The sequence below is a fragment of the Colwellia sp. PAMC 20917 genome (assembly GCF_001767295.1).
In the GTDB taxonomy this organism is placed as follows: domain Bacteria; phylum Pseudomonadota; class Gammaproteobacteria; order Enterobacterales; family Alteromonadaceae; genus Colwellia_A.
This window is the reverse complement of record NZ_CP014944.1, coordinates 1512079-1524638: the sequence shown is the minus strand read 5'-3', so window position 1 is coordinate 1524638 and position 12560 is coordinate 1512079. Positions and strand designations below refer to the sequence as shown.

Sequence of the window (12560 nt, the reverse complement as noted above, 5' to 3'; positions counted from 1 at the left end):
CTGATGCGTTTTTTACTTTTTAGCTTGCTAAGCTTACTTACTTTTTTGGGCCATGCTCAAGAAAGTATCGTCGCAACAACCGTCGTTGAAACAGACGACGCTCCCGTTATAGCGCAAACAGCACCGGCGACCGTCGAAGTAGGACGACATGTTATGGGTAATATTGATGCCGGTAGCATGATCGTTTCATTATTGGCGGTACTCGTTGCTATCGTTATTGTTGCTTGGCTATTAAAAAAGCTTCAAGTAGGCGGCACCTCAGTAAATGGTTTAAAAGTGGTGACTAGTTTAAATTTAGGCTCCAAAGAACGATTAGTGGTGGTGCAAGTGGGTAAAAAACAATTGTTACTCGGTGTTACCGGCCAACAAATTAATATACTTGATACGCTAGCCGAACCTATTGAAGTTAAAAGTGGTGTGCCGATAGAACTTAGTCAAACATTAGCACGCTTTAGCCGTAATTCTGCGAATAAAGCCAATAGTGAAAAATACTCATGAAAGACTCGATATTAAACGATGGTGCTAAAACGGCGCAATGTTCTGCTAACGCTATGGCAAAAAAAAATCCACTCGAAAATTTACTGACCCGTTTATTTTCAGTAAAAGGTTTTATTTTTTTATTTTTCCTCCTTGTTGCTTTTTTTGCCAGTCAAACGGTATTAGCCGCTGATGATTTGGGTATGTCGGCATTGAAGTTGACAACAAACCCTGACGGTTCACAAGAATATACGGTAACCCTGCAAATATTAATGTTTATGACCGCATTAGGCTTTATTCCTGCGGCGATTATTATGATGACCTCTTTTACCCGTATTGTCGTGATCATGGCCATTTTAAGACAAGCGATAGGATTACAACAAACACCGTCTAATCAGGTGGTTATAGGTTTAACGCTTTTTATGACCATGTTCATTATGACGCCTGTCTATAATGAAATAAATCAACGAGCGATTGAACCTTATTTAGCCGATCAAATGACATCAGTACAAGCAATAGATAGTGCAAAAATTCCTTTAAGAGCGTTTATGCTTGAACAAACCAGAATTAAAGATCTACAAACCTTAGCCAATATGGCGGGTATTGTTGAAGTTGATCAACCCACTGATTTACCCATGACCGTGATTATTCCTGCTTTTATTATTAGCGAGTTAAAAACGGCTTTTCAAATAGGCTTTATGCTCTTTATTCCTTTTTTGATAATTGATTTAGTCGTTGCTAGTATTTTAATGGCAATGGGTATGATGATGCTATCGCCGATGATCGTTTCTTTGCCCTTTAAGCTAATGCTATTTGTGCTGGTTGATGGTTGGAATTTAGTGATAGGCACTATCGCGACGAGTTATGGCATGGGGAGTATTTAATGAATCCAGAAGTTTTTGTCGACATACTCAGTGATGCACTATTTTTAGTGATTGTTTTGGTGTCTGCGATTATTATTCCGGGTTTGTGTGTTGGCTTAATCGTTGCTGTATTTCAAGCAGCAACATCAATTAATGAACAAACATTAAGCTTTTTACCTCGACTAATCGTGACACTTTTAGCCCTTATCTTTGGAGGGCATTGGTTAGTACAAAAACTCATGGATTTTACTATCCGACTGATTGCAAGTATACCCAGTGTGGTGAGCTAGTGGAATTCACCGAGTCAGTTGTGATGCAATATATTGCTGACTTTATTTTACCTTTCGCGCGCATTTCTGCGCTTATTATGGCAATGATTGGCTTTGGTTCTAAAATCATTCCAGGTAAAGTTAAAATTTTTCTGTGCGTAACATTAACGGTCGCCGTTATGCCGGCAATCCCGCCAACACAAGTTGGCAGCCTGATTTCTTTTGAAACAGCGCTGCTTATGTTTGAACAGATGGTTATTGGTGTTGCGCTTGGCCTAGTTACCGTTATGGTCCTTAATACTTTTACCTTAGCGGGACAAATTATTGCCATGCAAACGGGCTTAGGTTTTGCTTCACTCGTTGATCCTGTTAGTGGCATGAATGTTCCTGCAGTTGGCCAGTTTTTCTTGATTTTATCTACCCTGATGTTTTGGGCAATGGACGGACATTTAGCCTATATACAATTTATTGTTGCCAGTTTTGAAACCTTGCCCATCGGGGAGTACAAGTTTACGGCCGATAAATTTAAAGAAGTGGTTGAATGGGGCGAGTGGATGTTTGTTACCGCGTTATCGTTAGCATTAGCGCCACTAACGGCTATGTTACTGATTAACTTTTCTTTTGGAGTTATGACGCGAGCAGCCCCGCAATTAAATATTTTTGCGATAGGTTTTCCGGTAACTATGTGTGCGGGTTTGTTGATTATGTGGTTAACGATGGGTAACTTTTTTACGCATTATGAATTGCAATGGCAACGGGCACTCGATTTTAGCTGTTACCTCATAAATTGTAAGGCGAACTAATGGCTGATGCAGGTAGTGGTGAAAAAACAGAAGAACCTACGGCTAAGAAAATTGCTGATGCGAGAAAAAAAGGTCAAATAGCACGTTCAAAAGATTTAGGTACTATGTTTGTGCTGGTGGGGAGTGCTGTTGCGATAATGCTGGTCGGCGGTATGTTAACTGAAAGCTTAGCCGGAATTATGAAACGGTCATTTAGCTTGAGCCGTGCAGAAGTCATGGACATTCATGCGTTATACAATGTGCTTAGGGGCTCAGTAGGCTCGTTAGTGGCGCCAATGTTGTGGATATTCTCTATTATTATTGTCGCCGCTTTTATTGGCAATACTATGTTGGGAGGGATGAGTTTTTCTGCTGAGGCTATGGCGCCAAAGGCTAGTAAGTTGTCACCTTTAGCCGGTTTAAAGCGTATGTTTGGCATAAAAGCTTTAGTCGAGTTATTCAAGTCGTTAATGAAATTCTTTGTGGTTTTTATTGTTGCGTATCTGTTGTTAAGTAGTTTGTTTCCAGAGATATTAGGTCTTAGTTTGGAGCTGATCCCACTGAGTTTAGAGCACTCGGTAACTTTATTACAGTGGATGTTTTTAGCATTAGCCTTATCGGTAGGTATTATTGCTGCGATTGATGCGCCCTATCAAACTTGGGATCACAACCGTCAGTTAAAAATGACAAAGCAAGAAATTAAAGACGAAATGAAAAATTCTGAGGGTAGTCCTGAAATCAAAGGTCGTATTCGTCGTACTCAATATGAAATGTCGCAGCGTAAAATGATGCAAGAAGTGCCAGACTCTGATGTGGTTATCACCAATCCGACCCATTATGCGGTTGCGTTGAAATATGATGTCACCGCCGGTGGTGCGCCAATGTTAGTGGCAAAAGGTATTGATGAAATGGCGATGCATATTCGTACTATCGCTAAAGAAAATAATGTTGAAATTATTGCTTCTCCGGCATTAGCACGGTCTTTATATTATAGCGCAGACGCCAATCAAGAAATCCCAGAAGAGCTCTTCGCTGCAGTTGCTCAAGTGTTAGCTTTTATTTTTCAACTTAACGAACATAAAAAAGGTAAAGCCAAAAGGCCAAAACCGATTGCAAAAAATCTTCCTATCCCCGATGAATTCAAATATTAATACTTTTTATAATCATTAAGTTAAATGTTTTTTGTCGATTTATCCATCACTCTAATTATTTTTAATCGACGTTGGTCTACTTATTGCTATTTCATGGTATGCGTCAAAAAAATATCATAAGAGTAATATGCAGTTAATTGCTTCATTTAAAGCGTTCAAAAAAAGTAAAATAAACCTATTTTCTGGTTTAGGTACGCCAATATTAATCATGGCGGCGCTTGGTATGGTTATTTTACCTATGCCGGCATTTTTACTCGATATACTTTTTTCTTTTAATATTGCCTTATCTTTGGTGGTATTACTGATCACCGTTTATACCTTAAAACCTCTTGAATTTGGCTCTTTTCCTGCCGTACTGTTAATTGCCACTATTTTACGCTTAGCACTAAATGTCGCGAGTACACGAGTGGTGCTACTTGAAGGCCATGAAGGGCCTGATGCTGCGGGTAAAGTTATTGAAGCCTTTGGCTCTGTGGTTATTGGTGGTAACTATGCGGTTGGTTTAGTGGTTTTTGTTATCTTAATTATTATTAACTTTGTGGTTGTTACTAAAGGTGCTGGGCGTATTGCTGAAGTAACCGCGCGTTTTACCCTCGATGCTATGCCCGGTAAGCAAATGGCAATCGATGCTGATTTGAATGCAGGTTTTATTACCGCTGACCAAGCAAGAGAAAGACGCATCGAAGTCACCAGTGAAGCTGATTTCTATGGCTCAATGGATGGTGCCAGTAAGTTTGTTAAAGGTGATGCGGTTGCCGGCATATTAATTTTATTGATTAATATTATCGGTGGACTCGTTATCGGTATGGTACAGCACGATTTAAGCTTTGACAGAGCGGTTGAAATATACACCTTATTAACGATTGGAGATGGCCTAGTTGCACAAATTCCAGGTCTACTTTTATCGGTAGGTACGGCGATTGTTGTTACGCGACAAAATACCTCTCAGGACATGGGCGAGCAAGTCAGCAGTCAATTAGGTCAAGAACGTTCTTTGTATATTGCTGCCGCCGTTATGTTTGTCATGGGGGTTATTCCGGGCATGCCACACTTTGCGTTTTTATTCTTTGCTTTTATGATCGCTGGAACCGCCTTTTTAAGTGGAAAGTACAAAATTGCCAAAGAAAAACAATTAGCGGATAAGTCAGATGCTGAACAGGTTGAAACCCAGCAACAAGAAGCAGAAGTAAAAGACTTAGGTTGGGACGATGTTAACCATGTTGACATTATCGGCTTAGAAATTGGTTATCGCCTAATACCTCTAGTAGATAAATCTCAAGGTGGGGAACTCCTTAACCGTATTAAAGGTGTTCGTAAAAAACTATCCCAAGAGTTTGGCTTTCTAGTGCCGGCGGTACATATTCGCGATAATCTTGATTTAGACCCTAATGTTTATCAAATATCATTAATGGGCGTGACTATCGGTGAAGCTGAAATTAGACACGATCATGAATTAGCGATAAATCCAGGGCAAGTGTTTGGCAAACTTGACGGCGTGGCAACAATCGATCCTGCTTTTGGACTAGAAGCAGTATGGATAAAACCAGCACAACGCGAACATGCACAGTCTTTAGGCTATACCGTGGTTGACGCATCGACTGTCCTTGCCACTCATTTAAGTCAAATACTAACAAATAATGCGGCACAGTTACTTGGTCATGAAGAAGTACAAAACCTTCTTGATATGTTAGGCAAAAATTACCCTAAATTAATTGAAGGGTTCATCCCTGATGTTTTATCACTGGGTACTTTGGTTAAAGTACTACAAAACCTAATGAATGAAGGTGTTGCTGTTCGTGATATGCGCAGTATTATTCAAACGTTAGTTGAGTATGGTCCTAAGTCCCAAGACCCTGAAATTTTAACCGCCGCTGTGCGTATTACCTTGCGTAAATTCATTGTTCAAGAGTTAGTGGGGCCAGTGACTGAGGTACCTGTCATAACTTTGGCGCCAGAGTTGGAACAGATGTTGCACCAGTCTATGCAAATGGCTGGCGACGATGGTGCTGGCATTGAACCAGGTTTAGCCGAACGGTTACAAAAATCATTAGCTGATGGTGCTCAACAACAAGAAATGGCGGGTGATACGCCAATATTGTTAACCTCAGGGATTTTAAGAGCGGTACTGGCTAAATTTGTTAAATATACTATTCCAGGCTTGCGGGTGATTTCTTACCAAGAAATTCCTGATGATAAGCAGATAAAGATAGTAAGCGCCATAGGTCAATAATTACGATATCAGTAATGAGCAGCAGAAAATATTTGCGGTTAAATGAATAAGTCATTAACAGCGATTGCAGTTGATAAGGGGTTAGTTTTGAAAATTAAACGTTTTGTAGCAAAAGATATGAGAAGTGCGCTGACACAAATCAAAGACGAGCTAGGTGCTGACGCTGTGATTATGTCAAATAAACGCGTACCTGAAGGCGTTGAACTAATGGCTGCGGTTGACAACAACGTAGAAATTAAGGCAGCACAACCCGTAATGCAAAATTCTCCTGAAAACAACTCAACAGCGCAAGCAACAAGCAGTTTTGACCGTTCGATTGACAATGATGTGGTCAATATTAGACAAAATAATCCTTTGACCAGTCCTAGTGTTTCGCACAACTCGGCAGCAGAAGATACTCGCTTACCTTCAGACAGTTTAGCGGCTTTATTAAGCCGTCAAGTTCAGCAAGCACCAGCAAATATTGGTCAAGGTATTAATCAAGTTCAGCATGATAAAATTGTCCAGGCAGCCGCTAAGCTAACTAATCCTAATAACTCAGCGCCAGTTTCAACACCAACACCGTCAAGTAATATTGAGCAGCAATTTAAAAGCTTCACCGACCGTTTAGAACAAAATAGCCAAGAACAAGGTGATGAACAATCAAGCGACTCATATCAACAGCCGGTGATGAACCAAGCACAGTCTTTAGCAACCGATGGGTTACCGCAACAAAATGTAAATAACGCCGACTTAGAGAAGATGAAACACGAAATGTCTTCTATTCGTGAATTATTAGAACATCAAATTTCGGGGTTAATGTGGCAGGATATGGCGCAAAAAGATCCCGCTCGTGCGATGTTGGTTAATCGACTAATGTCTTTGGGTATGAGCGAACAAGTTTCAGATCAAATTGCAGGCTATATTCCAGCACAAAAAAATGACCAAGATACTTGGTTATTAGCGAAGAAATTTATCAGCCAACAAATTAACACCACTAATAATGACATTATTCATCGTGGTGGTGTGGTTTCATTAGTGGGACCTACCGGCGTAGGTAAAACAACTACCGTCGCTAAACTCGCGGCGCGGTTTGCTCAGATTCATGGCGCAGACCAAGTGGTGATGATCTCAACAGATAACTACCGTATTGCTGGATTTGAACAATTAGCCACTTACGGCCGAATTATTGGTTGTGATGTAAAGCTTGCTGGTGATGCAAAAACCTTAGATACATTGTTGCAACAGTTCTCCAAAAAGAAACTGATACTTATTGATACTGCAGGTATGGGGCAACGTGATATGCGTTTAGCTAAACACCTAACTACTTTAGTTTCTAATGCAAGGGTCAGAATTCGCAACTATTTAGTGTTAGCTGCTAATACTCAACAACGAGTTATGCAAGAAAATGTTGATCGCTTTAAAAAAGTACCTTTAGCTGGCTGTATTTATACTAAACTTGATGAAAGCCTTAGCATAGGAGAAATAATTTCCACTTCGATTCAAAACGGTTTAGCGATAGGCTACTTAACGGATGGACAAAGAGTTCCGGAAGATATTAAAGTTGCAAATGCTGAAAAACTCGTTACGCTAGCAGATAAAATGAGTGCGAAAAATCAAATTAATAATCCAATAAATTGGCGAACAGCACCGATGAGTGCCAATACAGCTGTATTTCCATAACGTGTTCTAAATATGTGAATTTTAACCCTATAAAAATATGCAGATTAAATGATTATAGGGTTATACTAAATTAATTGATGGCTATTCGTAAGAAAGTAGAGAAAGACGATAAATGAATGATCAAGCAAGTGGCTTAAGAAAAATGCAAAATTCAGCTCCGGTAAAAGTCATTGCTGTCTCTGGCGGTAAAGGCGGAGTAGGTAAAACTAACGTTTCGCTTAATACCGCTATTGCACTTGGACAATTAGGACAACGAGTTTTAGTTTTAGATGCCGATTTAGGCTTGGCTAATGTCGATGTTATGCTAGGTTTGCGGGTAAAACGTAACTTATCACATGTGCTTTCTGGCGAATGTGAATTAGACGATATAATTATTGAAGGTCCCGCTGGCATTAATATCATTCCTGCTACGTCAGGTTCACAATCTATGGTCGATTTAACGCCTGCTGAACATGCGGGTTTAATTCGCGCTTTTAGTGATATGAACACAAAGTTTGATGTACTTATTGTTGACACTGCAGCCGGTATTTCCGACATGGTACTAAGCTTTTGTCGTGCCTCACAAGATGTAATGTTAGTAGTCTGTGATGAACCTACCTCTATTACTGATTGCTACGCCTTAATGAAATTATTAAGTCGAGATCATGGCGTATTTAAATTTAAAGTTGTTGCCAACATGGTGAGAACGCCAAAAGAAGGACAGCAACTCTTTAGTAAGCTTTCTAAAGTTACCGATCGATTTTTAGATGTTGCACTTGAACTCGTTGCTGTCATTCCATTTGACGAAAATATAAGAAATTCCGTTAGAAAACAAAAAGCAATTGTTGAAGCTTATCCACAATCGCCTGCAGCAGTTGCTTTTAAATCTTTAGCAGGTAATTTAATTAAATGGCCGGTGCCTAAACAAGCATCAGGTCATTTAGAGTTTTTTATTGAACAATTGTTAGAACATTAACAACAAGAGTAATCAGATATGAGTACTTTGTTGAAAGTTCTTTATCTTTCCTATAATTTAGCGAGTGAGCGATAGTGGTAAAACCAAATGCTTACAGTATTCAAACTGATAAATCTGCTATAATTTCGCAGCATACAGTTTTAGTGAAAAGAATCGCTTATCACCTATTAGCAAGGTTGCCTGCGAGTGTGCAGGTTGATGACCTTATTCAGTCAGGCATGATAGGCCTGCTTGAAGCGTCTAATAATTTTGATCACGGCAAAGGTGCAAGTTTTGAAACCTTTGCTGGTATCCGTATCCGTGGTGCTATGCTTGATGAAATACGCCGTGGTGACTGGACTCCCCGCTCTGTTCATAAAAATAGCCGCATGGTCAGTGAAGCGATAAAATTGCTTGAAGCAAGTTTAGGTCGTGATGTAACTGATATTGAAGTTGCTGAAAAACTTGATATTTCGTTAAATGACTACCATCATATTCTAAGTGAGGTCAGTACCGGTAAAATAATTGGTATTGAAGACTTAAGTACGGGGGCCGATGCTATATCGAATATGGAAGATGTGAATAATAACGATCCCTATGATAATTTTGAAAAAATAGTTTTTAAAAAATCGTTAACAGCATGCATTTCCACTTTACCCGAACGCGAAGCTCTAGTACTGTCACTATATTATGACGAAGAATTAAACCTTCGAGAAATTGGTCAAGTGCTTGATGTAAGTGAGTCGCGTGTTAGCCAAATTCACAGTCAAGCGATGCATAGGTTAAAAGGACGTATGCAATCTTGGCAAAGTTGAGTAGAATATACATATAATCACAATTTTAAAATGTTCTCACCGGAGGGTGCCTTGGATAAAAATATGAAAGTTCTTGTTGTTGATGATTTTTCAACGATGAGACGTATCGTCAAAAACTTGTTACGAGATTTAGGTTTCACTAACATTTCAGAAGCAGATGATGGTAGCACTGCTTTACCGATGTTAAAAGAAGGCTCTTTTGACTTTGTTGTAACTGATTGGAATATGCCAGGTATGCAAGGTATTGATTTGCTCAAAGCCATCCGTGCCGATGCAAAATTATCACATATCCCAGTATTGCTGATCACTGCTGAAGCAAAGAAAGAACAAATTGTGATGGCGGCTCAAGCCGGTGTTAATGGCTATATTGTAAAACCATTTACCGCAGCGACGTTAAACGCCAAGTTAGATAAAATATTTGAACGCTTAGGTTAATTCCTTAATTAGATAGATAATTAATTAATCTAAACGTGAGGTTTTTGCATGAGTGCGAATACAAATGTGCATGTTTCTTTGGAAGAAGCAAAGCTACTGGTCGAATATTTAGAAAGTGGTCAACAAGATAAGGCAGATGAATTAATTGCTGAAATTCAAAATCCAATTAATTCTGAGTTGTTTGCTGAAATAGGCAAGCTGACTCGCCAACTACATGACTCATTAAATAATTTTCAATTAGATTCTCGGTTAAATGATTTAGCGACAGCAGATATCCCCGATGCTCAAGAACGTCTAAACTACGTTATAACGCGAACGGAAGAAGCCGCTAATAAAACCATGGATGCTGTTGAATCTATTTTTCCCGTTGTGGATACGATACAAAAGCAAATAAAGGCTGTTAATCCGTTATGGCACAAATTAATGCATAACAAATTGGAATTAACCGAATTTAAAAGTTTATGTGTTGATATAGATTTATTATTAAAAACGACAGATAGAGAATCAGTGCGTATGCATGATTTAATGACTGATGTTTTGATGGCGCAAGATTTTCAAGATTTAACCGGACAAGTTATTCGTAAAGTTATTGATCTAGTTCGTGAAGTAGAGGATAGCTTGATTGGTATGCTAACCGCTTTTGGTATTACGACAGATAGTAATGCAGAGCGAAGTAAACCTAAAGTAGGTGATAACTTAGTTGAAGGCCCGATCGTTAATGCAGCACAACGTGATGATGTTGTCGCTGACCAAGATGATGTAGATGACCTTTTATCAAGTTTAGGATTTTAATAGGAGTTGCTGGATGTCATTTGAGCAAGATGAAGAGATTCTTCAGGATTTTTTAATAGAAGCTGGAGAAATACTTGAAACGCTTTCGGAACAACTCGTAGAACTTGAAAACGACCCCGATAATGCCGAATTATTAAATGCTATTTTTAGAGGTTTTCACACCGTTAAAGGTGGGGCCGGATTTTTAGCATTACATAATTTAGTTGACGTATGTCATGGCGCGGAAAATATTTTCGATCTGTTACGTACCAACCAACGTAGTGTTAGTGCCAGCTTAATGGATGTTATTTTACAAGCGCTTGATGTTGTAAATGAAATGTTTGTACAAGTTCAAAACGGCGAGAAACTTGATAAAGCGGATGCTCAATTACTTGCAGAATTGCATCGTTTAAGCCAACCAGAAGGCAAAGAGCAAGCGCCTGCGCCAGTCGCTGTTGAAGCAGTCGCTACTCATGAAAGCGAAAGTTCTTCTAGCGATGAAATGTCAGAAGATGAATTTGAACGGCTTCTCGACGAACTCCATGGTGGTGGCTCAGCTTCTACGCCAGCTCCAGCTCCTGCAGCAACAGCAACGTCTTCAGACAGCAATGATATTTCAGATGACGAATTTGAATCCTTACTTGATGAACTTCACGGTCAAGGGGCTTTTTCGCCTGAAGTCGCTGCTAATAATTCAAGTAAGCCATCTTCATCGAATAGCAGTTCATCAGATGAAATAAGTGACGATGACTTTGAAGCTTTATTAGACGAATTACATGGTCAAGGTCAAGCGCCGAAATTATCTGTTACTCCAGCACCTAGCGCACCAACACCAACTCCTGTTGCTCAAACACCAGCCGCGAAGCCAGCACCTTTAGCGCCTGCAGCTAAACCTGTCGCTAAAGCGCCAGTGCCAGAAAAAGCACCCGCTAAAGCAATGCAGGGTGAAACGACTGTTAGGGTTGACACTAAACGTCTTGATCAAATTATGAATATGGTTGGTGAGCTTGTCTTAGTGAGAAATCGCTTAACAAGTTTGGGTTTAACCAAAGAGGACGAAGACTTAACGAAAGCTGTTTCTAACCTTGATGCGGTAACGACTGATTTGCAAGGCGCGGTAATGAAAACCCGTATGCAGCCAATCAAGAAAGTCTTTGGACGATTTCCTCGAGTTGTTCGAGATTTAGCGCGCAGTTTAGATAAAGAAATTAAATTAGTCCTTAAAGGTGAAGAAACCGATCTGGATAAAAATCTTGTTGAGGCACTCGCTGATCCATTAGTGCATTTAGTGAGAAACTCTGTAGATCACGGTATAGAAATGCCTGATAAGCGTGAAGCCTTGGGGAAACCAAGAGAAGGTGTCGTGGTACTTTCTGCTTCTCAAGAGGGTGACCATATATTATTAACCATCAAAGATGATGGTGCTGGCATGGATGCAGAAAAGCTCAAAGAAATTGCGATTACTCGTGGTGTTCTTGACGCTGACTCTGCTGCTAGAATGACAGATAAAGAAGCCTTTAGTTTAATTTTTGCTCCAGGGTTCTCTACCAAGACTGAGATTTCAGAAGTTTCAGGCCGTGGTGTTGGCATGGATGTAGTCAAGACTAAAATTACCCAGTTAAACGGTACGGTAAGTATAGATTCTGAAATGGGCGTAGGTACAATCTTAGAGATTAAAGTACCGTTAACGTTAGCTATTTTACCGACATTAATGGTTATCGTCGGTAAGCAAACGTTTGCTTTACCACTTGCTGGCGTTAATGAAATATTTCATCTTGATTTAACCACGACCAACGTTGTTGATGGACAATTAACCATTATTGTTCGTAAAAAGGCGATTCCACTCTTTTACTTAGATAAGTGGTTAGTTCGTGATTTTGTTGAAAAGCCAAGAGAAAAAGGTCATGTGGTCATTGTTCAATTGGGCAATCAGCAAATTGGCTTTGTGGTCGACAGTCTAATTGGACAAGAAGAGGTGGTGATAAAGCCACTCGACCGTCTATTACACGGCACACCAGGTATGGCCGGCGCAACAATTACCAGCGATGGTGGTATAGCGTTAATTCTCGATGTGCCTAATATGCTGAAATTTTACGCAAAAAAATCTGTTGTTAATAAAAAATTACGCTCTTAACGCATAATAAAGCCCTATTAAATTTTATTAGGGCTTT

The 12560-nt window shown here is 39.7% G+C and carries 12 protein-coding genes; all 12 read left to right on the top strand.

Features of this window, described 5'->3' with window-relative positions; translation table 11 throughout:
* Positions 1-3: 3 nt before the first annotated feature.
* The 12 genes from fliO to A3Q34_RS06450 all read left to right on the top strand — a co-directional run bounded on the left by fliO (position 4) and on the right by A3Q34_RS06450 (position 12523).
* Positions 4-498: a flagellar biosynthetic protein FliO gene (fliO, locus tag A3Q34_RS06505; protein ID WP_070374624.1), complete on the top strand. Its 495-nt coding sequence runs from the start codon at positions 4-6 to the stop codon at positions 496-498.
* A 53-nt stretch (positions 499-551) separates the two neighbouring features.
* Positions 552-1361, top strand: a complete 810-nt coding sequence (fliP, locus tag A3Q34_RS06500; protein WP_070377037.1) for a flagellar type III secretion system pore protein FliP — start codon at positions 552-554, stop codon at positions 1359-1361.
* The gene (gene fliQ, locus A3Q34_RS06495) at positions 1361-1630 is read left to right on the top strand and encodes a flagellar biosynthesis protein FliQ (RefSeq protein ID WP_070374623.1); all 270 of its coding nucleotides are present in this window, start codon (positions 1361-1363) and stop codon (positions 1628-1630) included. The genes fliP and fliQ overlap by 1 nt, the downstream gene beginning before the upstream one ends.
* Entirely contained in the window at positions 1630-2412 is a 783-nt protein-coding gene (fliR, locus tag A3Q34_RS06490; RefSeq protein WP_070374622.1) for a flagellar biosynthetic protein FliR, read from the top strand. Before fliQ ends, fliR begins: the two co-directional genes overlap by 1 nt.
* On the top strand, positions 2412-3542 hold the full coding sequence (flhB, locus tag A3Q34_RS06485; protein WP_070374621.1) for a flagellar biosynthesis protein FlhB: 1131 nt from the start codon (positions 2412-2414) through the stop codon (positions 3540-3542). The genes fliR and flhB overlap by 1 nt, the downstream gene beginning before the upstream one ends.
* A 127-nt stretch (positions 3543-3669) precedes the next feature.
* Positions 3670-5772 carry a flagellar biosynthesis protein FlhA gene (gene flhA, locus A3Q34_RS06480; RefSeq protein WP_070374620.1) on the top strand — a complete coding sequence of 701 codons (2103 nt, stop codon included), beginning with the start codon at positions 3670-3672 and terminating at the stop codon, positions 5770-5772.
* 87 nt (positions 5773-5859) lie between these two features.
* Complete coding sequence (flhF, locus tag A3Q34_RS06475) at positions 5860-7434, top strand: flagellar biosynthesis protein FlhF (protein ID WP_070377036.1); 1575 nt, start codon at positions 5860-5862, stop codon at positions 7432-7434.
* A gap of 112 nt (positions 7435-7546) precedes the next feature.
* The gene (locus A3Q34_RS06470) at positions 7547-8389 is read left to right on the top strand and encodes a MinD/ParA family protein (RefSeq protein ID WP_070374619.1); all 843 of its coding nucleotides are present in this window, start codon (positions 7547-7549) and stop codon (positions 8387-8389) included.
* 74 nt (positions 8390-8463) lie between these two features.
* A complete protein-coding gene (locus A3Q34_RS06465; RefSeq protein WP_070374618.1) occupies positions 8464-9183 on the top strand; it encodes an RNA polymerase sigma factor FliA in 720 nt (239 codons plus the stop codon).
* A gap of 51 nt (positions 9184-9234) precedes the next feature.
* Positions 9235-9618 carry a chemotaxis response regulator CheY gene (gene cheY / locus A3Q34_RS06460; protein ID WP_070374617.1) on the top strand — a complete coding sequence of 128 codons (384 nt, stop codon included), beginning with the start codon at positions 9235-9237 and terminating at the stop codon, positions 9616-9618.
* Between the two features lie 48 nt (positions 9619-9666).
* Positions 9667-10410: a protein phosphatase CheZ gene (locus tag A3Q34_RS06455; protein WP_070374616.1), complete on the top strand. Its 744-nt coding sequence runs from the start codon at positions 9667-9669 to the stop codon at positions 10408-10410.
* Between the two features lie 13 nt (positions 10411-10423).
* Positions 10424-12523 carry a chemotaxis protein CheA gene (locus A3Q34_RS06450; RefSeq protein ID WP_070374615.1) on the top strand — a complete coding sequence of 700 codons (2100 nt, stop codon included), beginning with the start codon at positions 10424-10426 and terminating at the stop codon, positions 12521-12523.
* Positions 12524-12560 lie beyond the last annotated feature (37 nt).

Coding starts and splice junctions, on each gene's coding strand:
- fliO (WP_070374624.1), top strand. CDS start 4: ATGCGTTTTTTACTTTTTAGCTTGCTAAGCTTACTTACTTTTTTGGGC.
- fliP (WP_070377037.1), top strand. CDS start 552: ATGGCAAAAAAAAATCCACTCGAAAATTTACTGACCCGTTTATTTTCA.
- fliQ (WP_070374623.1), top strand. CDS start 1,361: ATGAATCCAGAAGTTTTTGTCGACATACTCAGTGATGCACTATTTTTA.
- flhB (WP_070374621.1), top strand. CDS start 2,412: ATGGCTGATGCAGGTAGTGGTGAAAAAACAGAAGAACCTACGGCTAAG.
- flhA (WP_070374620.1), top strand. CDS start 3,670: ATGCAGTTAATTGCTTCATTTAAAGCGTTCAAAAAAAGTAAAATAAAC.
- A3Q34_RS06470 (WP_070374619.1), top strand. CDS start 7,547: ATGAATGATCAAGCAAGTGGCTTAAGAAAAATGCAAAATTCAGCTCCG.
- A3Q34_RS06455 (WP_070374616.1), top strand. CDS start 9,667: ATGAGTGCGAATACAAATGTGCATGTTTCTTTGGAAGAAGCAAAGCTA.
- A3Q34_RS06450 (WP_070374615.1), top strand. CDS start 10,424: ATGTCATTTGAGCAAGATGAAGAGATTCTTCAGGATTTTTTAATAGAA.